Source organism: Kribbella swartbergensis (assembly GCF_054784135.1).
On the sequence record NZ_BAAGPM010000017.1, the window covers coordinates 436,377 to 460,340 of the forward strand.

The following is a 23,964-nucleotide window of genomic DNA, read 5'->3' on the forward strand; positions in this document are numbered from 1 at the left end:
ATGCGAACCGACCAGGGCGGTCGCAACAAGGCTCGCGCGTTGGTGACGTTCCTCGCCGTGAGCGTGTTGTCGGGTGCCCTGGCGGCGGGGCTGGCGATCCCGTTCGCCGGCCTGGCCGGGATCGGCAGCGAGAAGGTCGTGGAGACGGTCCAGACGCTGCCGCGGGAACTGGAGATCGAGCCGGTCGCGGTCCGCAGCCGGATCCTGGCCTCCGACGGCACCCTGATCGCCACGCTGTACGAGCAGAACCGGGTCCCGGTGTCGCTGAGCTACATCAACCCGATCATGCGCAAGGCGATCATCGCGATCGAGGACGCGCGCTTCTACGAGCACGGCGCCATGGACCTCAAGGGCACGCTGCGCGCGTTGCTGCGCAACCAGACCGAGGGCGAGGTGCAGCAGGGCGGGTCCAGCATCACCCAGCAGTACGTGAAGCTCAGCCTCGTCGAGAAGGCCAGGACCGCCGAGGAGCGGCAGAAGGCCACCGCGGTGACGTACGAGCGCAAGCTGACCGAGTTGCGGTACGCGATCGCGGTCGAGAGCCAGTTCTCCAAGGACCAGATCCTCGAGCGGTACCTGAACCTGGTGAACTTCGGCGACGGCGCGTACGGCGTCCAGGCCGCGGCCCAGCACTACTTCCGTACCACCGCCAAGAACCTCACGCTTCCCCAGGCCGCCCTGCTGGCCGGCCTGGTGAAGAACCCGACCGGTTACGACCCGACGAACAACATGGCCCGGGCGAAGGCCCGTCGGGACGTGGTGATCCGGCGGATGCTCGAACTGGGCGTCATCTCCGTGCACCAGGCGAACCAGGCGCTCAAGACCCCGGTGATCGACCCGAAGAAGGTCCTGAAGGTCCCGAACGGCTGTGCCAGTTCGAAGTACCCCTTCTACTGCGAGTACGTCGTCTCGAAGCTGCTGGACAACCCGGCCCTCGGCCGGACGGTCAAGGAGCGGGAGCACTACCTGAAGACCGGTGGCCTGACCGTGACGACGTCACTCGACCTGCGGATGCAGAGGGCCGCCGAGGCGTCGATCGACGCGCACACCCGGCGGACCGACACCGCCGTCGCGGCGATCACGATCGTCGAGCCCGGCACCGGCCTGGTGAAGGCGATGGCGCAGAGCCGGGAGTACGGCCGCGGCCGGTTCCAGACCGCCTACAACTACAACGTGGAGAAGTCCTACCCGGGTGGCTTCGGCGGTTTCCAGAACGGCTCGACGATGAAGGCGTTCACGGTCGCGGCCGCGATCTCGAAGGGCATCCCGCTCGACTACCGGATCAACTCGCCGCAGCAGATCGACCTGAGCAACAAGCGGTTCCAGACCTGCTCGGGCTGGACCAGGGACCCGTCGTACCGGCCGCAGAACTCCACCCGCGGCGGGAACCTGACGATGATCGAGGCGACCCGCTACTCGACCAACACCTACTTCCTGCAACTGTCGCAGCGCGTCGGTCTGTGCCCGATCGCCAAGATCGCCCAGTCGCTGGGCATGTACAACGGGCAGACCCTGGAGCCGCTGGACCAGGTCATCTCCTACACGCTCGGCGTCGGCTACGTGACCCCGCTGATGCTCTCCAACGCGTACGCGACGTTCGCCGCCCGCGGCAAGTACTGCAAGCCGCTGGTGATCATGTCGGTCAAGGACAAGTCCCGCCGGCCGATCGACACCCCGGGGATCGAATGCAAGCAGGCTCTCAAGCCGGAGGTCGCCGACGGGGTGAACCGGGTGCTCAGCGCCGTGATGGAACCGGGCGGCACCGGCGGCCGGCTGAACTTCGGCAACTGGGACCTGGCCGGCAAGACCGGAACGATCCAGGAGAACAAGGCGGTCTGGTACACCGGTTACGCGCCCAACCTGGCCGCGGCCGCGGTGGTCGCCGACGCGAACCTGCCGTACACGAACCTGATGTACCGCCACACCCTGAACGGCCGCGACATCTCCGACCCGACCGGCTCCGGTACGGCGGGACCGCTCTGGCGGACCGCGATGGCCGGCGCCCTCGAGGGCATGCCGCTGCGCCGGTTCGTCGCCCCCAGGCCCACCATCGCGGCCGCGGGCGACCGCAAGGCCATCCCGCCGGTCAACGGGATGAGCCCCGAAGAGGCCGAGGACCGTCTGCGCCAGGCCGGCTTCGACGTCGTCATCGCCGACGACCGGGTCCGGTCCCCGGAGAACGAGGGCACCGTCGCCTACACCGACCCCAGGAGCCGTGAAGGCGCCCCCGAAGGCTCGCTGATCACCGTCTACCTCTCCAACGGCGACAACTGACCTTTGCTCTGCCCTGCTCAGGCAAGCTGTGAGTGAACGGCTCTGTCCTGCCCCGGGGCCGGGCTGCACAGGGCTACAGCGGGCGGAGGTCGGAGCCGGGGATCCAGGAGACGCGGCCGTTCTTGTCGCGGACACGGCCGAGCCATTCGCCGTTGTCGCGGATCCAGACGTCCAGCTCGCCGTTCTGCCACTGGGCTCGCTGGACCGGCTGGGCCGGCTCCACCCGGCGGACGGCGTCGGCCGGCCGCGGGCCGTGGGCGTCGTACTGGACGTCGAGATCACTGGCTATCCGGTAGGCCTCCGTCTCGTCGTCGATGTCCGTTGCCCGCCACCCGTTGACCGCGCCGTCCCAGACGCCGAATCTGCCCGATCCGTCGTCCGAAGGTCGCACCGTGAACCGCCCAAGCATGTCCTCAGATTAGCCCCTCTTCGAACATATGTTCTAGTCTGGACGTGGACGGGGAGGATGTGCGATGGGCTACAACAATCCGCCGATCAAGTGGTCGGAGCTGGAGCGCAAGCTGTCGAACCGCTCGCGCCCGGGCAGTCACGGCGACCGCCCGGTGACGGCCGACGGCGGCGACAGCCCGGCGTGGTCACAGCACCGCGGACCGTATGTGCCCCAGCGGACCGTCGCCGCCCGCCGACCCGGGAACGCGGTGCCCTACGCCGAGCTGCACGTGCACTCGAACTTCTCCTTCCTGGACGGCGCGTCGCAGCCCGAGGACCTGGTCGAGGCCGCGGTCCGGCAGGGTCTGCACGCGCTGGCGCTGACCGATCACGACGGGTTCTACGGCGCGGCCCGGTTCGCCGAGGCGGCCGCGGCGTACGAGTTGCCCACGGTGTTCGGGGCCGAGCTCTCCCTCGGCCTGACCGGCCCGCAGAACGGTGTGGCCGATCCGGAGGGCAGTCACCTGCTGGTGCTGGCCGAGGGCCAGGAGGGGTATCACCAGCTGGCCGGGGCGATCACCGAGGCGCAGCTCGCCGGTGGCGAGAAGGGCCGCCCGGTCTACGACCTGGAGGATCTCGCCGACCGTGGCCGCGACCGCTGGCTGATCCTGACCGGGTGCCGGAAGGGACTGGTTCGGCAGGCCTTGGAGCTCGGTGGGTACGCCGACGGTCCGGCCGCGGCCGGGCGGGAGCTCGACCGGTTGGTGGACCTGTTCGGCCCGGACCGGGTGGTGGTCGAGCTGATCGACCACCACCTGCCGGCCGACTCCGGCCGGAACCGGATCCTGGCCGGCCTGGCCGCCGACCGCGGCCTGCCCGTGGTTGCCACCAACAACGTTCACTACGCCACCCCGTCGCAGCACAAGCTGGCCGCCGCGGTGGCCGCGGTCCGGGCCCGGCGGGACCTGGACTCGATGGACGGCTGGCTGCCGCCGGCCGGGATGGCGTTCCTGCGGTCGGGCGCCGAGATGGCCGCCCGGTTCCGGCGGTTCCCGGGGGCGGTTGCGCGGTCGGTGACCCTCGCCGACCAGTTGGCGTTCGACCTGGCCCGGGCGAAGCCGAAGCTGCCGTTGCGTGACGTGCCCGACGGGCACACTCCGATGTCGTGGCTGCGGCAGCTCACGTTCGACGGCGCCGCCGTGCGGTACGGGACCCGCGAGGAGCGGCCGGATGCCTATGAGCGGCTGGAGCGTGAGCTGGACGTCATCGAGGAGAAGGGGTTCCCGGGGTACTTCCTGATCGTCCAGGACATCGTCAGGTTCGCGCACGACCACGGGATCCTGTGTCAGGGCCGGGGGTCGGCGGCGAACTCGGCGGTCTGCTACGCGCTCGGGATCACCGCGGTCGACAGCATCCTCTACAACCTGCCGTTCGAGCGGTTCCTGGCCACGACCCGGACCGAGGAGCCGGACATCGACGTCGACTTCGACTCCGACCGCCGGGAGGAGGTGATCCAGTACGTCTACGGCAAGTACGGGCGCCGGAACGCGGCCCAGGTGGCGAACGTGATCAGTTACCGGCCGAAGTCCGCCGTACGGGACATGGCCAAGGCCCTCGGGTACTCGGTCGGCCAGCAGGACGCGTGGTCGAAACAGGTGGACGGGTGGAGTCCGGAGATCACCTCGACCGAGCACGACATCCCGCCGCGGGTGGTGGAGATGGCGACCGCGTTGCTGAAGTTCCCGCGGCACCTGGGCATCCACTCCGGCGGGATGGTGCTGACCGAGCGCCCGGTCGGGGAGGTGGTGCCGATCGAGCACGCCCGGATGGAGAACCGCACGGTGCTGCAGTGGGACAAGGACGACTGCGCCTGGATGGGGCTGGTCAAGTTCGACCTGCTCGGGCTCGGGATGCTGGCCGCGTTGCAGTACTGCATGGAGCTGGTCCGCGAGCACGTGGGGGAGTCGTGGCAGCTGCACACGATCCCGAAGGAGGAGGCCGGCGTCTACGACCAGTTGTGCCGGGCCGACTCGGTCGGCGTGTTCCAGGTGGAGTCGCGGGCGCAGATGGCGACCCTGCCCCGGCTGAAGCCGCGCAGGTTCTACGACCTGGTCACCGAGATCGCGCTGATCCGGCCCGGCCCGATCCAAGGCGGTGCGGTCCATCCGTACATCCGGCGCCGGACCGGGGAGGAGCCGGTCACCTACCTGCACCCGAAGCTGCGGCCGGTGCTGGAGCGGACCATGGGCGTGCCGCTGTTCCAGGAGCAGCTGATGCAGATGGCGATGGCGGTCGGCGAGATCGACGGCGACGAGGCCGACCTGCTCCGGCGCGCGATGGGGTCGAAGCGCGGGATCGAGAAGATCTCGTCGCTGAAGGACAAGCTGTACGCCGGGATGGCGCGCAACGGGATCACCGGGGAACTGGCCGACGAGATCTACGACAAGATCGAGGCGTTCGCGAACTTCGGTTTCGCCGAGTCGCACTCGATCAGCTTCGCCCTCCTGGTCTACTCCAGCACGTGGTTGCGGCTGCACTACCCGGCCGCGTTCCTGGCCGCGTTGCTGCGGGCCCAGCCGATGGGGTTCTACTCACCGCAGTCCCTGGTCGCCGACGCCCGGCGTCATGGTGTGGAGGTACGGCGGCCGGACCTGCACCGCTCGGGTGTCGATGCCGGGCTCGAGCAACTGGTCGACGGGCAGGAGCTGACCGGGCCGACCGGTTCGCCGGACTGTCTGGTGGATCCGCAGCCGCTGGTCGGGCCGTTCGATCCGAAGGCGCCGTTCGACACCACCGCTCATCGCCGCGACGGCGCGTTCGCGGTCCGGCTGGGGTTGTCGGAGGTGCGGACGATCGGCGAGAAGGGCGGGAAGCTGATCGTCGAGGAACGCGAGCGCGGCGGGCCGTACGCGGACATGGCCGACCTGGTCCGGCGGACCGGGATCACCGCCGCGCAGGTGGAGGCGCTGGCCACCGCCGGGGCGTTCGACTGTTTCGGGCTCGATCGCCGGCAGGCGTTGTGGGAGGCCGGCCGGGCCGCCGAGGAACGTCCCGGCCAGCTCGCCGGGATCACCGCCGCCGGGCCGCCGCCCACCCTGCCGGGGATGTCCGACATCGAGTCCGACATGGCCGAGCTGTGGTCGACCTCGATCACCACCACGAGTCACCCGATCCAGCGCATCCGCGACAAGCTGCGGGCCGAGGGCATCCTTTCCGCCGCCCAGTTGCGCGAGGCGCCGGCGGGCAGCCGGGTCCGCGTCGCCGGGGTGGTCACCCACCGCCAGCGCCCGGCCACCGCCTCCGGGGTCACCTTCATGAACCTCGAGGACGAGACCGGTATGGCCAACATCGTCATCACCGTCGGCTGCTGGCACCGCCACGCCACCGTCGCCCGCACCGCCGGCGCCCTCATCATCCGCGGCCGCGTCGAACGCGCCGGCGAGGTCACCAACCTCTCCGCCGACCACCTCCAACGCCTCCCCCTCGCCGCCAAAACCACCTCCCGAGATTTCCGGTGAGGTTCGACGGCCCGGATCATGTTCCTGGGTAGATCCCGGTTGTTGAGGCGACGCAGGCCTGCTCGACTTCGTTCTGGATGAGCAGGGCGCCGACGTTGCCTGGGTACTGCAGGGCTATGAACCGAAACGCAGGGCTCGACCACTCGATCATCGGAGTCTCGGACTGGGACCGTTCGACCGCCTTCTACCGCGACGTACTCGGCGCCGAAGTCGTCGAGGTTGCGCCGGGCCGGGTTGCCTACCGGTTCGGCGATACCCAGCTGAACGTGCACGGACCGGGCGTGGACCTGTCGGACAACGTTGCCCGGCTGCCGGTCCTGCCTGGGAACAGCGACCTGTGCTTCAGGTGGGAAGGTACAGCCGACGAGGCCGCGGAACACCTGCACTCACATGGCGTCGAGGTCGAACTTGGCCCGATCGCGCGCGAGGGCGCCCGCGGCAGCGGGTCCAGCGTGTACTTCCGCGACCCAGACGGCTCGCTGCTGGAGTTCATCTGCTACCAGTAGGCGCGGGGCTCCCCCCGACGACCTCACCTGCACCTCGCTCGCGTACGCCTCGGCCTCGAACGCCGCGGCGTCCGGTGTGGTGGAGGTTAGCGGGGTTGGGGGAGTTTGGTGTTCCAGTGGTTGAGTTGGTCGGTCAGCCAGGGGAGGAGGGGGTCGCCGATGGCGGTGTCGATGCCGAGGTAGCGGGCGCCGACGGTCGCCAGGGCGAGCAGGCCAAGGAAGAGGCCGAAGACGTTGAGGGCGGAGCCGGCGACGTCGGGGCGGTGGGTGCTGACCAGGCCGATCAGGCTGGTGAGGACGGCCAGCGCGCCGAAGACCAGCGAGACGCCGAACAGGATCGAGAACGTTGCCGTGAGCACCGCTCCGAGGCCGCAGACCAGCGCGATCTCGGCCGCCGCCGACATCCGCGCCCGCGGCGCCGGCGACTCCTCGAAGAGCTCCTCCAGCCCGACATCGCCTCGAGGGCTGTGCCCGTACGTGGCCATACCCTCAGGCTAATCCGCAAAGCTCGCAGGACGGTCAACCATTGGTCACGAAACGGTTCGCGTTACCGAAGTACGGCGTACTGTCGGAGAAGGGAGGGGTCATGGCTGTCGACGTGCTGACCGAGGTCGTGATCGAGCGACCGCTGCCCGTTGTGGCCGAGTACGTCGCGGATCCGGCCAACGCCCCCGAGTGGTATGCGAACATCGAGTCGGTGGAACTGCGGACCGACCCACCCCTCGCGGTCGGGTCGCGGATGGACTTCGTCGCGCACTTCCTCGGCCGCCGGATCGCCTACACCTACGAGATCGTCGAACTCGTCCCGTTCGAGCGGCTGGTGATGCGGACGGCGCAAGGCCCGTTCCCGATGGAGACGAGCTACCAGTGGTCCGCCCCGAACAACCGCTCCACCCACATGACCCTTCGCAACCGCGGCGAACCCTCGGGCTTCGCCGGCGTCGCCGCGCCGTTGATGTCCGCGGCCATGCGCCGCGCCAACCAGAAGGACCTCGCCCGCCTCAAGGCACTGCTCGAATCCCGCTGACGTCCCCGCGATCAGGTCAGGTCCTGCTGACGTCCCAGCGGTCAGGTCAGGTGGGCAGAGACCAGTTCGAGCAGTTGCCGATGGGTCGTGGCGTCCGCGGCGGCGATCAGGCCGCGGTTCGTGTAGAGGGGCTGACCGTAGAAGTCGGTGACGATGCAGCCGGCCGCCTGGCAGAACACGGCACCGGCGGTGAAATGGACGCTGTCGACGAGGTGGCCGTCGGTGAGGTAGGCGGCTCGGCGGCCGATGGCGACCCAGGCGAGAGTCAGGGTGGTCGAGGAGACGCGGCCGGAGAAGGTGGCGCGGAACTTCTCGTCGGCCAGCAACTGCGCGCCGAGGAAGTCGTTGGCCGGCAGGCCGTCGATGTCGACGTCGACGAGCAGTGAGGCCGCGGACGGTACGGCGGGGGAGTCGGTGCCGTTTCGACGGACGTTCGCCGACGTCCCGTCGGTCCAGAAGACCTCCCCGGTGAGCGGTTGCGCGACCGCGGCGACACCGGACCCGGCCAGCGCCACGTTCACCGAGAACAGCGGTGTCCCGGCCGCGAAGTTCAGCGTTCCGCACAGCGGGTCCACCAACCAGGTGCGGGCCGCCTGACCGCTCGCGCCGTACTCCTCGCCGATCACCGCGTCGTCCGGCCGGGCCACCCGGAGCACCTCGAGGACGGCCCGTTCCGCTTCGAGATCGGCCTCGGTCGCGAAGTCCGTCGGCGACTTCTCGTAGCGGCTCACGGTCGCGCCGTACCTCTGTCGTATGACGGTTGCCCCTGCTTCGGCCGCCTTGATCGCCACCTCGGCGTCGCTCATCCGGTTCATACCGCGCATCCAATCAAGCCGTGAAAGCGAAATGAAAGCCGGAGGCAGTTGGGTGGAGGTCCGATGATCAAGGAGGAGCCGCGATGAAGTTCGGACTGACCCTGCCCAGCGACGGCGTGCACGCGAGCCCGGAGCGCATTGCCACGGTGGCCGAGGAGGCCGAGCGGATCGGGCTGGCGTCGGTGTGGACGTTCGAACGGCTGATGAACCCGGTCGACGGCGCGATCCCGATCGGCGGCACTGATCCTGTGCCGCTGCCGGAAAGCTACAACAGCGTATTCGACCCGATCGAAACCCTCGCGTACCTCGCGGCCCGTACTTCGACGATCACCCTGGGGACCGCTGTCGTCAACGCCACGCTGCACAGCCCGATCGTGCTGGCCCGGCGGTTCGCGACGCTCGACCAGCTGTGTGGCGGCCGACTGGTCGCGGGTGTCGGCGTGGGGTGGATGGCCGCCGAGTACGAAGCGGCCGGCGTACCGGAGGCGCACCGGGGGCCGCGGCTCGAGGAACACATCACCGCGATGCGCCGCGTCTGGGGACCGAACCCGGTCGAGCACCAGGGCCGCTTCTACCGGATCGCCCCGGCGAACATCGGCCCGAAGCCGGTCGCAGCGGGCGGCGTCACGTTGCTCGCCGGCTCGATGGCACCCGCCGCGGTCGAGCGGGCCGGTCGTCTGGGCGTCGGGCTGTTCCCGATCATCATGGGCTGGGACATGCTCGACGGCGTGGTGTCGCTGTTCCGGTCGGCGGCGGAGAAGGCCGGGCACGAGTCGTTGCCGGTGGTCGTCAAGGTGAACGGCTCGATCACCACCTCGCCGATCGACGACCGGGCGCCGCTCACGGGTGCGGTCGAGCAGGTGCTGGAGGACCTGGAACGGCTGCGTGCGACCGGCATCGACCACGTCGTCTGGACGATGGACACCGACCCCGCCGACCAGCTCTCCGTGCTGGCCGACCTGGTCCGGAAGGCACCGTCCTGATCCTCAGGCGGAAGACTCCTTCGTCGGCGCCTGGGGGAGTTCGTGGTGGGGGCGGGACTGCCAGAGGGCCCATTCGGCGCTGACGTCGCCGGCGGTCCGCAACAGCAGCGGGAGGTAGTCGCGGAGGAGCTTCTCGGTGCTCGTTTCGGCGGCGTGGACGGTGACGTTCATGGCCGCCCGGACCGTCCCGGTGCCGTCGCGGACCGGGGCCGCCACCGAACGGACGCCGGGCGCGAGCTCCTCGTCCGCCAGGGCCCAGCCGCGGGCCCGGATCTCGGTCAGCTCGTCGCGCAGTTGGTCGGCCGTTCGTCCGATGTACGGCGGAAGCCCGGCGCGACTCGGTTGGGCCAGGGTGTCCGCCAACTCGTCGGGGGACAGGGCGGCGAGCAGGACCTTGCCCTGTGAGGTCTGCGCGGCCGGGAACCGCGTGCCGATGTCGACCCGCAGCGCGATGATCTTCGGTACCGACACCCGGGCGACGTAGATGATGTCGGAGCCGTCGAGCTGCGCCATCGACGACGACTCCCCGGTCTTCGCCACCAGGGCTTCGAGGTGGGGTTTCGCGATGTCCCACAGCCCGAGCGCGCCGACGTACGCCATCCCGAGCGTCAGCACCTTCGGCGTCAGCTGGAACGAACCGTCGGTCGACCGGACGAAGCCGAGCTCCTCCAGGGTGAGCAGCAGGCGGCGTGCGGTCGGCCGGGCCAGCCCGGCGGCGGCCGCCACCTCGGACAGGGACATGGTGCGATGGTCCGCGTCGAAGCAGGCGAGCACGTCGAGCCCCCGAGCCAGCGACTCGACGAAGTCCGGGCCCGCGCCGCGTCCTGCCATCAGTTCCTGCCTCTCGTACGACGGACGTCCGCGGACGAGCCTACGACGCCGGGCGGGGTCACGAGCCGGGTTCGCCGAAGATCGTGCCGCGCGCCTCCCGGGTCGACTCGGACTTGTACTCGGTGTACTGGTAGGGGTTGTCCAGCACCTCGTCCTTGGGCAGCTCCGGGTTCATCCCGGCGGTCCACGCCTCCTCGCCCAGTGCTCCGCGCAGGTAGTCGACGGTGGCTTCGACAGTCCGTCGTACGGCGGGAAGGTCGACGCCGACCAGCCGATTGGCGTACTTCACCACCTGGCCGTCGACGAGCACGGTGTGGACGTCGCCGCGCTGTGCCTGGAACGCCACATGCCCGTAGGGGTTGACCAGCGGGAACGACACCGGTGAGTCGTCGTTCTTGATCAGGACGACGTCCGCCTTCTTCCCCGGTTCGAGGCTGCCCAGGTCGTCCCGGCCGATCGCCCTGGCGCCGCCACGGGTGGCCCAGTCGACCACGTGCTCGGCGCGCAAATGGCTGTGGGTGACGGTGTCGCCCTTCATGTGGGCCTCGAGGTGTTCACGGGCTCGGTCGGCGCCGAGCGTCGTACGCATCGCCGTGAACAGGTCGCCACTCCACCACACGCTGGTGTCCATCGACAGCGACACCGGGATGCCGTACTTGCGGACCTGCCAAGTGGGCGGGTAGCCCTGCCCGGCGCTCTGCTCGGACTCGGTGGAGACCGACACCGAGCCGCCGGTCGCGGCGATCCGCTGGTAGGAGTCCGCAGTGAGGGTGGCCGCGTGGACGTAGATGTTCTGCGGTGTCATGAAGCCGTTCTCGTGCATCAGCCGGATGCCCTCGTCGTCGGTGGCACCCCACACCCCGGCATGGGTGCTGACGCCGACCCCGAGTTCCCGGGCGACCTCGAAGGCGGCCCGCTCGGGGAACGCCGGGTCACCGGTGACGTCGAACGCGAGTTGCAGACCGAGCCGGCCGTCGTCGCGAAGGTGGTCGAGGAAGGCCCGGACGGACGGGTCGGCGGTCCACTCCCACGGCCCGGCCTGAATGTTGCCGTAGGCAAGAACGAACCGGCCGGGTACGGCCAGCAGCGCGTCCACCGCGGCCCGGGCGTGGTCGACGGACTGCAGGCCGTGCGACCAGTCGACGGTGGTGGTGACGCCGGCCTCGAGCGATTCCCAGGCCGAGGTCAGGTTGCCGGCGTAGATGTCCTCGGGCCGGAAGGTCTTGCCGTGCTCGAGGTAGTACCAGACGAAGTACTGCGTCAGCGTCCAGTCGGCGCCGTACGCGCGCATCGCGGTCTGCCACATGTGCCGGTGCGTGTCGATCATCCCCGGCATCACGATCCCACCGCGGGCGTCGATCTCCTGCGTCCCCTCGGGGACGTCGACCGCGGGGCCGACGGCTTCGATCCGGTCGTCGACCACCAGCACGTCGCCCTCGGGCAGCACGGTGTGGTTGTCGTCCATGGTCAGCACGGTCCCGCCGCGCAGCAGCACCGGCCGGCCCGCCACCGGCGTCTCGGCAGTGGTCATGGAGCCCTCCAGAGATCCGCCGGACATACGTCCGTATGCCGGTCACTACGGCGTCAGCGCCACTATCCGAGCGCTCGGACGCAGTGTCAAGAGCCCACCGTCGTTGCTTGACAGGCATGGGGAGCACTCTCAGACTGAGGCGACAGTGCATCTGCGGACAACTGTCCGAAGGAGAGTGTCTTCGTGCCCGATACGCGCGGTCCGCTGGCCGGCCTGCTGGTCGCCGACTTCTCCCGGATCCTGGCCGGCCCGTACGCGACCATGCTGCTGGCCGACCTCGGCGCCGAGGTGGTCAAGGTCGAGGCGCCGGGCGGTGACGACACCCGGTCGTGGCAGCCGCCGGTCCGTGACGGGATTTCGACCTACTACCTCGCGGTGAACCGGAACAAGCGGTCGATCGCGCTGGACCTGAAGGACCCGAAGGATCTGGCCGTCGCCCAGGAGCTGGCCCGGCGGGCCGACGTACTGCTGGAGAACTTCAAGCCGGGCGGGCTGGCGCGATTCGGCCTGGACTACGACTCGGTCGCGGCCGCGAACCCCCGCGTGGTCTATGCCTCGATCAGCGGGTTCGGCAGCGGGCCGAAGGGCGCGGCACTGCCCGGATACGACCTGATCGTGCAGGCGATCTCGGGGCTGATGAGTCTGACCGGTGATCCGGACGGCGAGCCGTTCCGGGCCGGCATCTCCGTCTTCGACGTGATGGCCGGGCTGCACGCGACGATCGGCGTACTGTCCGCGCTGAACGCGAGACACGAGACCGGCCGCGGTCAGCACGTCGAGGTGAACCTGCTGTCCTCGGCGCTGTCCGGACTGGTCAACCAGTCGAGCGCGTACGTCGCGGGCGGCGTCGTACCGCTGCGGATGGGCAACAGCCATCCGAGCCTGTTCCCGTACGAGCCGTTGCCGTGCTCCGACGGCGAGCTGATCATCTCGGCCGGCAACAACGGCCAGTTCCGCCGGCTGACCGAGGTTCTCGGCGTACCGGAACTGGCCGCCGACCCACGCTTCGACCAGAACGAGAAACGCACGGCGAACCGCGAGGAACTGCGGCCGCTGCTGGTCGAGCGGTTGCGGACGAAGACCCGGATGGACTGGTTCCGCGACATCATCGCCGCCGGGGTACCGTGCGGGCCGATCAACACTGTCGACGCCGGTGTCACCTTCGCCGAGGACATCGGGCTGGACCCGGTCGTGACGATCGGCGACATCCCGACCGTGCGGAACCCGATCACGTTCTCCGAGACGCAGCCGTCGTACCGCCTGCCGCCGCCGGAACTGGACGAACACGGCGCGGAACTCCGCCGCTGGCTGACCGACGAGGAGCGTTCCGCATGACCACCTTCCCGACCTCACTCGGTACGTCGACCGCCGACGAGATCCGCCTGCTCGGCCAGGATCTCCCGGCCGACCTGATGGGCAAGGTCGGGTTCGGCGAACTCGCCTTCTGGCTGGTTGCCCTGCGTCGTCCGACCAGGTCGGAGACCCGGGTGTTCGAGGCGGTCCTGGTCGCCTTGGCCGACCACGGGTTCACCCCGACGGCGATCGCGGCGCGGCTCACCTATCTCTCGGCTCCGGATTCGCTCCAAGGCGCGCTCGCGGCCGGCCTGCTCGGCGGCGGCTCGCGCTTCCTCGGGGTGACCGAGGACTGCGGGACGTACCTGCACGAGGCGCTGCTGGAGCACGAGTTGCCCGCCGACGACGCCGGGTGGGACGCACTCGCGCTCGATGTCGTCAGCGAGACGCGGGCGGCCGGCAAGTATGTCCCCGGTCTCGGGCATCCGGTGCACAAGGAGGAGGATCCACGGACCCCCGTCCTGATCGGGATCGCTCGCGACGAAGGACTGCTGGGCCCGCACCTGCAGTTGTTCCAGGCCATCGCGCGGATGCACGAGCAGGTGCTGGGACGGAAGCTGCCGTTGAACGGTGCCGGGGTCTGCGGTGCGGCGCTCGCCGACCTCGGGCTCCCGGTCGAGCTGTTGCGCGGGTTCGCCTTGCTGGCCAGGGCCGCCGGACTGCTCGGTCAGCTGGCCGAGGAACGCCGCCGCCCGATCGGCATGGACGCCTACCTCACCGTCGACCGCAATGCGGTCTACGTCGACCCGTCCGAGACCTGGGACCAGACCTGAAGAGGAGCAGCACATGGCCACCGTCGCCGCGGTCATCGCGTCCACCCATCATCCGTTCTACTACCGGGCGAGTACGTCGACCGGTGCCGACCGGCCGCCGTTCGCCGACGAGTGGGTGGCCAAGATCGAGGCGTTCCGGGAGACCCTGACCAAGGCCCGGCCGGACGTCCTGGTGATGGTCGGCAGCGACCACTTCCACCAGCTCTGGCTGGACAACCTGCCGCAGTTCCTGGTCGGCAAGGCGCCGTACTTCGACGCGAACTGGTACAACGAGGAGCGCGAGTTCGGGCTGCCGCGGATGACGCTGCCGGGGGAGGAGCGGCTGGCTGCGCACATCCTGCGCAACGGTCTGGACGCCGACTTCGACCTTGCCTTCAGCAACGAACTGCGGATCGACCACAGCATCACCTGCCCGATCATCACGCTGCGGCCGCAGGCGGACCTGCCGATCGTGCCGATCTACACCAACATCTTCGCGCCGCCGCTGCCGCGGCCGAAGCGGTTCGTCGAGCTCGGCCGGACGATCCGGCGGCTGGTCGAGTCCTGGCCGGAGGACCTGCGGGTGGCGATCATCGGCACCGGCCACCTGTCGCTCGAGCTCGGCGGCCCGCGGCAGTTCGGTGCCCACGGCCCCGATCCGGAGTTCGACCGGAAGGCGTTCGACTGGATCGCGAGCGGTGACATCGACGGCTGCCTGGCCGAGGTGACCCTGGACAGCCTGCACCTGCCCGGCAACGCCACCCACGGGTTCATGGACTTCATGCTGATGATGGGTGTCGCCGGGGACGGCGCGAAGGCCGACCACGTCGACTCGCTCGACCTGTTCCACACCAGGGAGGCGTACTTCACCTGGTACCCGAACGGAGCGCCGGCATGAGCAAGTACTTGCTGGACAAGTTCCTCTTCACCGTCGACCGCGACCCCGAACTGGTCGAGCGGTACCGCGAGGACGCCGCCGGCACGGTGGCCTGGTGGGAGCAGGAGATGGCGAACCGCATCCTGAACTCCACGGCCGCCGAGAAGTCGACCTGGCTCGAGTTCACCGACCTGGAGCGGCAGGCGCTGGTCGCACAGGACCACGTGGCACTGTTCCAGCTGGGCGCGCATCCCTTCCTCACGCTGACGTTGTTCATCGCGATGTTCGAGCGCGACCACGGGCCGCTGGAGTACCAGAAGGCCTACGGCAAGGCGATGCAGCACCTGACCCTGCCGTACCCGGACATCGCCACCTGAGGAGGTCACGTGCGAGCAGCTGTCCTGCGCAGCCACGGCGAGGCCCCGGTGCACGCCGAGCACCCGGAGCCGGTCCGGTCGGAGAGCCAGTCGATCGTCCGCGTCACGGCGGCGCCCGTCGTACCCCTTGATCTGTTGTGTGCTTCGGGTACGTCGTACTTCGGGCCACCCGAGCTGCCGTATGTGCCCGGGGTGCAAGGCGTCGGTGTGGTCGAGCAGTCGGACGCTGTGACCGCGGGGACCAAGGTCTTCTTCGCGACCTCGGCCGGCATGTCTCCCGGCGACGGGAGCTTCGCCGAACTGTGCGTCGTACCGGACGACGATCTCGTGGTTCTCGACACGTCGGTGCCTGACGCCGAGGCGGCGGCGATCGGGCTGTCCGGAGTCGCCGCGTGGATGGTGCTGACCTGGCGTGCACAGTTGCGGCCGGGGGAGCGGGTGCTCGTGCTCGGAGGTGGTGGAGCCGTCGGACAGGCTGCGATCGGGCTGGCCCGGGTCCTCGAGGCGTCGCAGGTGGTCGCGGTGTGCCGGTCTGAGGAGGCTCGCCGGCGAGCGTTGACAGCTGGCGCGGACGACGTGGTCATCCTGACCGACGGCGAGTTGACCGCACGGCTCGCCGACGCGACCGGCGGTGCCGTCGACGTCGTCGTGGACCCCGTGTTCGGCCCGGTGGCGACCGCGGCCGCGCGGCTGCTGGCGCCGGGTGGCCGGCTGGTGAACCTCGGCGGCGCTTCGGGTGACGAGGCGACGTTCTCGTCGGCAATCCTGCGGAGCCGATCGGCGAGCATCCTCGGCTACACCAACAACGCGCTCACCCGCGACCAGCGCAGCGACGCCCTGACCGCCGTACTCCGGTATGCCGAAACCGGCGCCGTCACCGTCGCCCACGAGACGGTCGCCCTCACCGACATCACCACGGCCTGGCGTCGCCAGTCCACCGGCCAAACCTCAGGCCGCCTCGTGCTGACTGTTTCAGCGTCTGGCTAGACCTTGCGTTTCAGGGCGATGACCGAGATCGGGGCGAAGACGGCCATGATCGCTGCCGCCCAGATCAGCGTCCAGGTGACCGGTTCGGCGACCGGGCCGCCGACGAGGAGGCCGCGGGAGGCGTCGGACAGGATGGTCACCGGGTTCGCCTCGACGACGGGCCGCAGCCAGCCCGGCATCGTCTCGGTGGGAACGAAGACGTTGCTCACGAACGTGACCGGGAACAGCACGGTGAAACCGAACAGCTGCACCTGTTCCGGATCACGGGCGATCACGCCGACCAGGACCGAGATCCAGGAGAACGCGAGCGCGAACACCAGCACCAGGCCGACCATGCCGAGAAGCTCCGGCACCGACGTCTCCACCCGGAATCCCATCAGATACCCGACGGCGAGCAGCAGGAACACCGACCACGCGTGTTTCACCAGGTCCGCCGTGATCCGGCCGGCCAACGGCGCCCACCGGGCGATCGGCAACGACCGCAGCCGGTCGAACACGCCCTTGGTCAGATCCGCGTTCAGGCCGGTGCCGACGTACATCGTCACGAAGAACATGTTCATCACGATGATCCCGGGCAGGGCGAGCCGCAGGTAGTCTTCGGTACTTCCGGAGATGGCGCCGCCGAAGACGTAGGTGAACAGGACGACGAACAGGATCGGCTGGAAACTGTAGTCACCCAGCTCCCACGGGTTGTGCCTGATCTGCACGATCGTCCGCCAAGCCAAGGTGGCGGTCTGCTGCAAGGCCTGCAGTGGTCCGACTCGCGCGTTCATGCCCGCACCTCCTCCGACTCCTCGGCCTGCTCTTCGGCCGTGTGGCCGGTGAGCGAGAGGAACACCTCGTTCAGGCTCGCGCCGCGCAAGGTCAGCGTGTTGATCACCACGCCGGCGTCGTCCAGCCGCCGTACGACGGCCGGAAGCACCGCCGGATCCGTGACCGGAGCGGTGACCAGTTCGCGGTCGACCTCGGGCTCGGCCCTGGCCAGCTCACCCACGACCGTGACGACGGTGGGCAGGTCCGAAGGATCGGCCGGCCGTACGGCGAGGAACTGGGCGCCGGCCTTCGCCTTCAACTCGTCCGGCGTGCCGGTGGCGATCACCGTCCCGTGGTCGATGACGGCGATGGTGTCGGCCAGCGCATCCGCCTCCTCGAGGTACTGCGTGGTCAGCAGGACGGTGGACCCGCTGCGGACCAGGCCGCGGACGAGGTTCCAGAGCTCGAGCCGGGCGCGCGGGTCGAGGCCGGTGGTCGGCTCGTCGAGGAACAGGATGCGCGGCCGCCCGACCAGACTCGCGGCCAGGTCGAGCCTGCGCCGCATGCCGCCCGAGTAGGTCTTGGTCGCGCGGTCGGCGGCTTCGGACAGCCCGAAGTCCTCGAGCAGTTCCGCGGCCCGCCGGCGCGCCTCGCGGCGGGAGTGGCCGAGCAGCCGCCCGATCAGCAACAGGTTCTCGGCGCCGGTCAGGTTCTCGTCGACCGCGGCGTACTGGCCGGTGAGTCCGATCAACTGCCGGACCTGGTGCGCCTCCCGCAGCACGTCGTACCCGCCGACCGTGGCCCGGCCCTGGTCCGGCCGCAGCAGTGTCGCCAGCGCCCGGACCGCGGTCGTCTTGCCCGCACCGTTCGGGCCGAGCAGGCCGAGCACGCTCCCCGTCGGTACGGCCAGGTCGACACCCGCGAGAGCCTGCGTGTCACCGAACCGCTTGGTCAGTCCTTCCGCCCAGATCGAATGGTCCATCACCGTGCCCCTCCCAGCTCGGTTTGACCTCCCAGTCGACTACTCGATCATCGACGCGTCAACCAGTGAGCGGGCGGCTTCACGTGCGGTAGCGGGGTCGTCTGCGGCCAGCGCCGCGGTGGCGGCGGTCCGGCATCGATCGAGGGTCACGGTGGCCAGGCGGGCACCGACGGCCGGCAGGGCAGCGGTTGCCGCCGACAACGATGTGATGCCGAGACCGGTCAGAACGCAGGCCAGCAAGGGATCCGCGGCCGCCTCGCCGCACACGCCGACGGGTTTGCCCACGGCCTGACCGGCCCGCGCGACCTGGGCGACCAGCGCGAGATGCGCGGGCTGCCACGGGTCGGTCAGGCCGGCGAGCTCAGGCGACAGCCGGTCCGCGGCCATCGTGTACTGGGTCAGGTCGTTCGTGCCGATGGACAGGAAGTCCACATGCTCGAGCACCCGATCGGCCAGCAGAGCGACAGCCGGGATCTCGACCATGACACCGGCGACCAGACCGCGGCTTCGAGCCCGTTCGGCGAAGAACCGCGCGTCGGCGACGGTGGCGACCATCGGTGCCATCACCCACGGCTGTTCACCGGTGCGCTGGGCGGCCTGGGCGATCGCGTCCAGTTGCCGGTCCAGGATGCCCGGATCGGCGAAGGCGAGGCGCAGGCCGCGAACGCCGAGCGCCGGGTTCGGCTCATCGGTCGCGCCGGTGAACGCCAGCGGCTTGTCCGATCCGGCGTCCAGGGTCCGTACGACGACCTTCCGGCCGGCGAAGGCACGCAGTACCTCGGCATAGAGGTCGGCCTGCTCGCCGACGGCCGGTTCGGTCTCGCGGTTGAGGAAGGCGAGCTCGGTCCGGAAGAGTCCGACACCTTCGGCCTGGCTTGCGGCCGCCTGCTGGGCCGACGGCCCGTCGTGCACGTTGGCGAGGATGCCCACCGGGTGACCGTCCGCGGTACGGCCGGGGCCGTGCCAGGACGCCGTCGCGGCGCGTCGTTCGGCGGACTCGCGCACCGCGGCCCGAGCCGTGGTCTCCTCCGGCTCGACGACGACCTCGCCGGTGTCGCCGTTCACCAGAACCGGCGTACCGGCCAGGATCTCGGGCAGGCCGGTGACCGCGACGACACAGGGGATCCCGAGTTGCCGCGCGATGATCGCGGTGTGGCTGGTCGGCCCGCCGAGCCGGGTGGCGAGGGCCACGGTCAGCTCGTCGAGCCCCGCGGTGTCGGCGGGGGAGAGGTCGTCGGCGAGCAGCACGGACGGTTCGCTCGGATGGGGTACGCCGGGCTCCGGCCGGCCTGTCAGCTCGGCGACGATCCGGTCGCGGATGTCGTGCAGGTCGGTGACCCGCTCGGCCATCAGGCCACCGAGCTGGGTGAACAGCGCGGCGAACTGCTCGGTCGCGGCGACGCACGCGTGCACGGCATCGGCGCCGGCCTGGATCCGCTGCGCGGCCGCTGCGCCGAGGCCGCGGTCACGCGCCAGGTCCGCGGTCGCGCCGAGCACCTCGGCCGCCACGCCGGAGGCCAGTCCCGCGCGCTCGGCCAGCCGGGCGGCGACGGTGGCCGCCGCTGCGTCGTACCGGGCGATCTCGGCGGCCCGCGCCTCGTCGGGCACCGTGACCGGGTCCGGGATCGCCGGGCGAGGCTCGGGGCGGATCACCGGTCCGTAGCCGACCCCCGGTACGACGGGAATGCCCTTCGCAATGTGGTTCATGACGGGTCCTCTACGTCTGCTGGGTTGCCAGGACGTTACGAACAGAGGTCTTGACATGTCAATAGATCGGGCGTAAAACCAACTGAAACAACACGAAATTCCAACGAAACGCAGATCAGGAGTCGATATGTACGCGGAGGAGCGGCAGGCGGCGATCGTCGGCAAGGTCCGCGAGCAGGGCCGGGTCACGGTCAGCGGCATCGCGGCCGACCTCCGCGTGACCACCGAGACGGTGCGCCGCGACCTCGCTCAGCTCGAGCGGGCCGGCCTGCTCCGCCGCGTCCACGGCGGCGCCGTCTCCACCACCGCGCTGACCGTGATCGAGCCCGGCGTCGCCGAGCGGGACGCCACGAGCGCGGACCAGAAGGACCGGATCGCCAAGGCCGCGGTCGAGCTGCTCCCAGGCAGTGGCGGCAGCGTCCTCCTCGACGCCGGTACGACGACCGCCCGCATCGCCTCGCTGCTGCCGGTCGACCGCCGCCTCGTGGTGGTCACCAACGCCGTACCGATCGCGGCCCGGCTCGGCGGGTCGGACAGCGTGCGCCTCCACCTGCTCGGCGGCCGGGTCCGGGGTGAGACGCAGGCGGCAGTCGGCGACCAGACTGTCCGACTGCTGACGGACCTGCGGGTCGACCTTGCCTTCGTCGGGACCAACGCTCTCACCGTCGACCACGGCCTGACCACACCGGACCCGGACGAGGCCGCCGTGAAACGGGCCATGATCGCCGCGGCTCATCAGGTCGTGGTGGTTGCCGACTCGTCGAAGATCGGCCGCGAGCACCTGGTCCGGTTCGCCTCACTCGACGACGTCGACGTACTGGTCACCGATGACGCGATCGACCCGGCGGTGGTCCGCGAGCTCGAGGCGCACGAGGTCGAGGTCGTGATCGCATGATCGTCACGCTGACCGCCAACCCGAGTGTCGACCGGACGATCGAGCTCGCCGGTGAACTGCGCCGCGGCGAGGTCCAGCGTGCGATCAGCGTCCGCAGCGAGCCGGGCGGCAAGGGCGTGAACGTCGCCCGGGCGCTCACGTCGGCCGGTGCTCGCGCGATCGCGGTCCTGCCCGCGGGGACCGGCGACCGGATGCTGGCCGCCCTGCGCGACCAGGCCGTGGCTTACCGCGCGGTCGACGTACCCCATCCGGTGCGGGTGAACGTGACCGTCGTCGAGCCCGACGGTACGACGACCAAGCTCAACGAGGCCGGCATGCCGCTCGCGCAGGATGTGCTCGACGCTCTCGTGGCCGCCGTACTGCGGGAAGCGGCCGACGCTCGGTGGGCCGTCCTGTCGGGCTCACTGCCCCCGGAAGTGCCATCCGACTGGTACGTCGCCCTGGTGGCGGCGCTGCGTGCGCAAGGTTGCGCGGTTGCCGTCGACACGTCCGGTGAGCCGTTGCGGGCGGTTGCCTCGGCGGCTACCCAACCGGATCTGCTCAAGCCGAACGCCGAGGAGCTCGCCGAGCTCACCGGGTACGACGTCGCGCGGCTCGAGGCCGACCCGTCGTTCGTCGCCGCCGCGGCGCGGGCCCTGATCGCTCGCGGTGTGGGCAGCGTGCTCGCGACGCTCGGGCGGCATGGTGCCGTGCTGGTCGACGGCTCGGGTACGGCGTTGCTCGCCAAGGCCGAGGCCGTCGTACCGATCAACACCGTCGGCGCGGGCGACGCCACCCTGGCCGGCTACCTGCTCGCCGACCTGGCCGGAGCGGGGCCGGCCGAGCGGCTGCGTCAGGCGGTGGCCTTCGGCGCCGCCGCGGTCCAACTGGCCGGATCCGCGATGCCGCGGCCCGGCGATCTCCGTCCTGCGGGCGTCAGCGTTGTCGCCCTGGCTCCCCGTTCCGTCGCGACACCACGCGGCTGACGCGGCTGAGAGGAATTCCCATGTCCCAGATCATCCAGCCCGATCTCGTCGTACTGGACGAGAACCTCGGCAGCACGTCACCGGACGTGATCCGCCAACTCGCGTCGCGGGTCGTCGCCGCCGGCCGCGCCACCGACGTCGAGGGCCTGACCGGCGACGTGCTCGCCCGCGAGGGCCAGGCGGCGACCGGACTGCCGGGCGGGATCGGTATCCCGCACTGCCGGTCCTCGTCCGTCACCGAGCCGACGCTGGCCTTCGCCCGGTTGCGGCCGGGGGTCGACTTCGGTGCGCCGGACGGCCCGGCCGATCTCGTCTTCCTGATCGCCGCACCGGCGGGCGGGGACGCCGACCACCTGACCCTGCTGACGGCGCTGGCGCGGTCGCTGGTGAGGCCCGAGTTCACCGCATCGTTGCGCGAGGCAAGGTCTCCTGAGGATGTGGTCGCGCTGGTTCAGGCAGCGGTTGCTCCCGCCGAGCCCGAGCCCGCAACCCAGCCGGAGCCCGCAACCCAGCCCGAGCCCGCTGCCGCGGCGGCCCCTGATCGCCGGCTGGTTGCGGTCACCGCCTGCCCCACCGGCATCGCGCACACCTATATGGCGGCGGACTCCCTGGTGGCCGCCGGCCAGCGGGCCGGTGTGATGGTGCTGGTGGAGACACAGGGCTCAGGTGCCTCGACACCGCTCGGTGCGGACGCCATCGAGGCGGCTGACGCGGTCATCTTCGCGACCGACGTCGGTGTGAAGGACCGCGGCCGGTTCGCCGGCAAGCCCGTGGTGGCGTCCGGGGTGAAGCGCGCGATCAACGAGCCGGACGCGATGATCGCCGATGCACTGGCGGCCGCGGCCGATCCGGATGCTCCCCGGGTGGAGGCCGCCGCGTCCGCCGTACCGCGAAAGGACGCCCGCTCCGGCGACGTTTCCTGGGCCGTGCGGCTGCGGCAGATTCTGCTCACCGGCGTCAGCTACATGATCCCGTTCGTCGCCGCCGGCGGGTTGCTGATCGCGCTCGGCTTCCTGTTCGGCGGCTACCGGATCAACGCCTCCGCCACCGAGATCGTGGCGAACAACTCGCTGGCCGACCTGCCCAGCGGGGGGTTCGCGCAGTACCTCGGCGCGGTGCTGTTCAGTCTCGGCGCACTCGCGTTCAGCTTCCTGGTGCCGGCACTGGCCGGGTACATCGCCTTCGCCATCGCCGATCGGCCCGGGATCGCGCCGGGCTTCACGGTCGGCGTGGTCGCCACGACCGTCGGCGCCGGCTTCATCGGCGGCATCGTCGGAGGTCTGCTGGCCGGATTCGCGGCACTGTGGATCAGCCGGCTCAGGGTCCCCGCCTGGGGTCGCGGCCTGATGCCCGTCGTGGTGATTCCGCTCGGCGCGACGCTGGTCGCCGGCGGGCTGATGTTCCTCGTCCTCGGCCGGCCGCTGGCCGCGATCACCTCGGGCCTGGAGGGCTGGCTGAACGGCCTGTCCGGCTCGTCGGCGATCGTGCTCGGCATCGTCCTCGGCCTGATGATGGCCTTCGACATGGGCGGCCCGGTGAACAAGGCGGCGTACGCGTTCGCGACCGCCGGCCTGTCCGTCGACAACCCGGCATCGCTCAAGGTGATGGCCGCGGTGATGGCAGCCGGGATGGTGCCACCGCTGGCCATGGCGCTGGCGACCGCCGTCCGCCCGAAGCTGTTCAGCACCGCGGAGCGGGAGAACGGCAAGGCCGCCTGGTTGCTCGGGGCATCGTTCATCACCGAGGGCGCGATCCCCTTCGCGGCCGCCGACCCGCTGCGGGTGATCCCGTCGATCGTGCTCGGCTCCGCCGTCACCGGCGCGGTCGTGATGGCCGGCGGAGTGACCCTGTCCGCACCGCACGGCGGCATCTTCGTCTTCTTCGCGATCGGCCACATCGTCTGGTTCGTCCTCGCTCTCCTCGCCGGCGCGGTGATCGGCGCGGTCGCGGTGGCGGTCGCCAAACAGGTCGGCCGCAAGCCGGCCCCCACCCAAACAGCCACCCCCGTCATCGCCTGAAAGGTACTTCGATGCCCAGTACAACTGTCTCCGTCGGCTCGTCGGTCGGCCTGCACGCCCGTCCCGCGGCAGTCATCGCGGCCGCTGTCACCGAGGCCGGCGTACCGGTCACGCTCGCCACGGACGGCGGCGTGCCGGTCGACGCCGGATCGGCGCTGCTGATCATGACGCTCGGCGCGAAGTGCGGCGACGACGTCACCGTCACGTGCGACGACGACGCCGTCCTGCGCAAGGTGTCCGACCTGGTCGCCGCCGACCTGGACGCCTAGGCCGTTCGCGGTCTGTCCGTGCGAGTCAGCTGCTCGCGGATCGCCTCGAGGTCGGCGGTGACGGCGGCCTCGCAATCGCCGGCGGCGGCTTTGTACGACGCCAGTTCGGCGGCGGACTCGGTCGTCTTCTCCTTCAACCGGGCCATCTGGTCCG

The 23,964-nt window shown here is 70.3% G+C and carries 23 protein-coding genes; 14 read left to right on the top strand and 9 right to left on the bottom strand.

Annotated elements, in window-relative coordinates; all coding sequences use genetic code 11:
• Nucleotides 1-2,274 carry a penicillin-binding protein gene (locus ACYVOK_RS13905; protein WP_460662785.1) on the top strand — a complete coding sequence of 758 codons (2,274 nt, stop codon included), beginning with the start codon at nucleotides 1-3 and terminating at the stop codon, nucleotides 2,272-2,274.
• Nucleotides 2,275-2,347: 73 nt separating this feature from the next.
• Here the strand turns inward: ACYVOK_RS13905 and ACYVOK_RS13910 are convergent, their stop codons facing one another.
• Nucleotides 2,348-2,683, bottom strand: coding sequence for a hypothetical protein (locus tag ACYVOK_RS13910; RefSeq protein ID WP_460662786.1), 336 nt, complete (start codon nucleotides 2,681-2,683; stop codon nucleotides 2,348-2,350).
• A gap of 64 nt (nucleotides 2,684-2,747) precedes the next feature.
• Between ACYVOK_RS13910 and ACYVOK_RS13915 the strand changes: the two genes are divergently transcribed.
• Nucleotides 2,748-6,182 (top strand): error-prone DNA polymerase, encoded by a 3,435-nt coding sequence (locus ACYVOK_RS13915; RefSeq protein WP_460662787.1) that lies wholly within the window; start codon nucleotides 2,748-2,750, stop codon nucleotides 6,180-6,182.
• 116 nt (nucleotides 6,183-6,298) lie between these two features.
• The gene (locus ACYVOK_RS13920) at nucleotides 6,299-6,688 is read left to right on the top strand and encodes a VOC family protein (RefSeq protein WP_460662788.1); all 390 of its coding nucleotides are present in this window, start codon (nucleotides 6,299-6,301) and stop codon (nucleotides 6,686-6,688) included.
• 86 nt (nucleotides 6,689-6,774) lie between these two features.
• Here ACYVOK_RS13920 and ACYVOK_RS13925 read toward each other — a convergent pair whose 3' ends face one another.
• Nucleotides 6,775-7,173: a hypothetical protein gene (locus ACYVOK_RS13925; RefSeq protein ID WP_460662789.1), complete on the bottom strand. Its 399-nt coding sequence runs from the start codon at nucleotides 7,171-7,173 to the stop codon at nucleotides 6,775-6,777.
• A gap of 101 nt (nucleotides 7,174-7,274) precedes the next feature.
• Here ACYVOK_RS13925 and ACYVOK_RS13930 point away from each other — a divergent pair, with 101 nt between their 5' ends.
• The gene (locus tag ACYVOK_RS13930) at nucleotides 7,275-7,715 is read left to right on the top strand and encodes an SRPBCC family protein (RefSeq protein ID WP_460662790.1); all 441 of its coding nucleotides are present in this window, start codon (nucleotides 7,275-7,277) and stop codon (nucleotides 7,713-7,715) included.
• A gap of 41 nt (nucleotides 7,716-7,756) precedes the next feature.
• Here the strand turns inward: ACYVOK_RS13930 and ACYVOK_RS13935 are convergent, their stop codons facing one another.
• Nucleotides 7,757-8,530 carry an inositol monophosphatase family protein gene (locus ACYVOK_RS13935; RefSeq protein WP_460662791.1) on the bottom strand — a complete coding sequence of 258 codons (774 nt, stop codon included), beginning with the start codon at nucleotides 8,528-8,530 and terminating at the stop codon, nucleotides 7,757-7,759.
• Nucleotides 8,531-8,613: 83 nt separating this feature from the next.
• Between ACYVOK_RS13935 and ACYVOK_RS13940 the strand changes: the two genes are divergently transcribed.
• On the top strand, nucleotides 8,614-9,513 hold the full coding sequence (locus ACYVOK_RS13940) for a TIGR03619 family F420-dependent LLM class oxidoreductase (protein WP_460662792.1): 900 nt from the start codon (nucleotides 8,614-8,616) through the stop codon (nucleotides 9,511-9,513).
• Between the two features lie 3 nt (nucleotides 9,514-9,516).
• Here ACYVOK_RS13940 and ACYVOK_RS13945 read toward each other — a convergent pair whose 3' ends face one another.
• Nucleotides 9,517-10,344 (bottom strand): IclR family transcriptional regulator domain-containing protein, encoded by an 828-nt coding sequence (locus ACYVOK_RS13945; RefSeq protein ID WP_460662793.1) that lies wholly within the window; start codon nucleotides 10,342-10,344, stop codon nucleotides 9,517-9,519.
• Nucleotides 10,345-10,402: 58 nt separating this feature from the next.
• Nucleotides 10,403-11,875 (bottom strand): amidohydrolase family protein, encoded by a 1,473-nt coding sequence (locus tag ACYVOK_RS13950; RefSeq protein WP_460662794.1) that lies wholly within the window; start codon nucleotides 11,873-11,875, stop codon nucleotides 10,403-10,405.
• A gap of 183 nt (nucleotides 11,876-12,058) precedes the next feature.
• Between ACYVOK_RS13950 and ACYVOK_RS13955 the strand changes: the two genes are divergently transcribed.
• From ACYVOK_RS13955 to ACYVOK_RS13975, 5 genes are read left to right on the top strand one after another with little or no spacing between them, the layout of a single operon-like run.
• Nucleotides 12,059-13,210 carry a CaiB/BaiF CoA transferase family protein gene (locus tag ACYVOK_RS13955; RefSeq protein WP_460662795.1) on the top strand — a complete coding sequence of 384 codons (1,152 nt, stop codon included), beginning with the start codon at nucleotides 12,059-12,061 and terminating at the stop codon, nucleotides 13,208-13,210.
• A complete protein-coding gene (locus ACYVOK_RS13960; RefSeq protein WP_460662796.1) occupies nucleotides 13,207-14,001 on the top strand; it encodes a citryl-CoA lyase in 795 nt (264 codons plus the stop codon). The genes ACYVOK_RS13955 and ACYVOK_RS13960 overlap by 4 nt, the downstream gene beginning before the upstream one ends.
• Nucleotides 14,002-14,014: 13 nt before the next feature.
• Complete coding sequence (locus ACYVOK_RS13965) at nucleotides 14,015-14,878, top strand: DODA-type extradiol aromatic ring-opening family dioxygenase (protein ID WP_460662797.1); 864 nt, start codon at nucleotides 14,015-14,017, stop codon at nucleotides 14,876-14,878.
• Entirely contained in the window at nucleotides 14,875-15,234 is a 360-nt protein-coding gene (locus ACYVOK_RS13970) for a hypothetical protein (RefSeq protein WP_460662798.1), read from the top strand. The genes ACYVOK_RS13965 and ACYVOK_RS13970 overlap by 4 nt, the downstream gene beginning before the upstream one ends.
• A 9-nt stretch (nucleotides 15,235-15,243) precedes the next feature.
• Nucleotides 15,244-16,221, top strand: a complete 978-nt coding sequence (locus ACYVOK_RS13975) for a quinone oxidoreductase family protein (RefSeq protein ID WP_460662799.1) — start codon at nucleotides 15,244-15,246, stop codon at nucleotides 16,219-16,221.
• Here ACYVOK_RS13975 and ACYVOK_RS13980 read toward each other — a convergent pair.
• The 3 genes from ACYVOK_RS13980 to ACYVOK_RS13990 are packed head-to-tail and all read right to left on the bottom strand — an operon-like array spanning nucleotide 16,218 to nucleotide 19,663.
• Entirely contained in the window at nucleotides 16,218-16,994 is a 777-nt protein-coding gene (locus tag ACYVOK_RS13980) for an ABC transporter permease (protein ID WP_460662800.1), read from the bottom strand. The genes ACYVOK_RS13975 and ACYVOK_RS13980 overlap by 4 nt on opposite strands.
• Nucleotides 16,991-17,956 (bottom strand): ATP-binding cassette domain-containing protein, encoded by a 966-nt coding sequence (locus ACYVOK_RS13985; RefSeq protein ID WP_460662801.1) that lies wholly within the window; start codon nucleotides 17,954-17,956, stop codon nucleotides 16,991-16,993. The genes ACYVOK_RS13980 and ACYVOK_RS13985 overlap by 4 nt, the downstream gene beginning before the upstream one ends.
• 39 nt (nucleotides 17,957-17,995) lie before the next feature.
• The gene (locus tag ACYVOK_RS13990; protein WP_460662802.1) at nucleotides 17,996-19,663 is read right to left on the bottom strand and encodes a phosphoenolpyruvate--protein phosphotransferase; all 1,668 of its coding nucleotides are present in this window, start codon (nucleotides 19,661-19,663) and stop codon (nucleotides 17,996-17,998) included.
• Between the two features lie 127 nt (nucleotides 19,664-19,790).
• Between ACYVOK_RS13990 and ACYVOK_RS13995 the strand changes: the two genes are divergently transcribed.
• Genes ACYVOK_RS13995 through ACYVOK_RS14010 form a run of 4 tightly spaced genes read left to right on the top strand, consistent with a single transcriptional unit; the run spans nucleotide 19,791 to nucleotide 23,810 of the window.
• A complete protein-coding gene (locus ACYVOK_RS13995) occupies nucleotides 19,791-20,558 on the top strand; it encodes a DeoR/GlpR family DNA-binding transcription regulator (RefSeq protein WP_460662803.1) in 768 nt (255 codons plus the stop codon).
• Nucleotides 20,555-21,523 (top strand): 1-phosphofructokinase family hexose kinase, encoded by a 969-nt coding sequence (locus tag ACYVOK_RS14000; protein WP_460662804.1) that lies wholly within the window; start codon nucleotides 20,555-20,557, stop codon nucleotides 21,521-21,523. The genes ACYVOK_RS13995 and ACYVOK_RS14000 overlap by 4 nt, the downstream gene beginning before the upstream one ends.
• Nucleotides 21,524-21,543: 20 nt before the next feature.
• Nucleotides 21,544-23,541, top strand: coding sequence for a PTS fructose transporter subunit IIABC (locus ACYVOK_RS14005; RefSeq protein WP_460662805.1), 1,998 nt, complete (start codon nucleotides 21,544-21,546; stop codon nucleotides 23,539-23,541).
• Nucleotides 23,542-23,552: 11 nt separating this feature from the next.
• The gene (locus ACYVOK_RS14010; protein WP_460662806.1) at nucleotides 23,553-23,810 is read left to right on the top strand and encodes an HPr family phosphocarrier protein; all 258 of its coding nucleotides are present in this window, start codon (nucleotides 23,553-23,555) and stop codon (nucleotides 23,808-23,810) included.
• On the opposite strand, the gene ACYVOK_RS14015 is transcribed toward ACYVOK_RS14010, so the two are convergent.
• Nucleotides 23,807-23,956: a hypothetical protein gene (locus tag ACYVOK_RS14015; RefSeq protein ID WP_460662807.1), complete on the bottom strand. Its 150-nt coding sequence runs from the start codon at nucleotides 23,954-23,956 to the stop codon at nucleotides 23,807-23,809. The genes ACYVOK_RS14010 and ACYVOK_RS14015 overlap by 4 nt on opposite strands.
• Nucleotides 23,957-23,964: the final 8 nt, after the last annotated feature.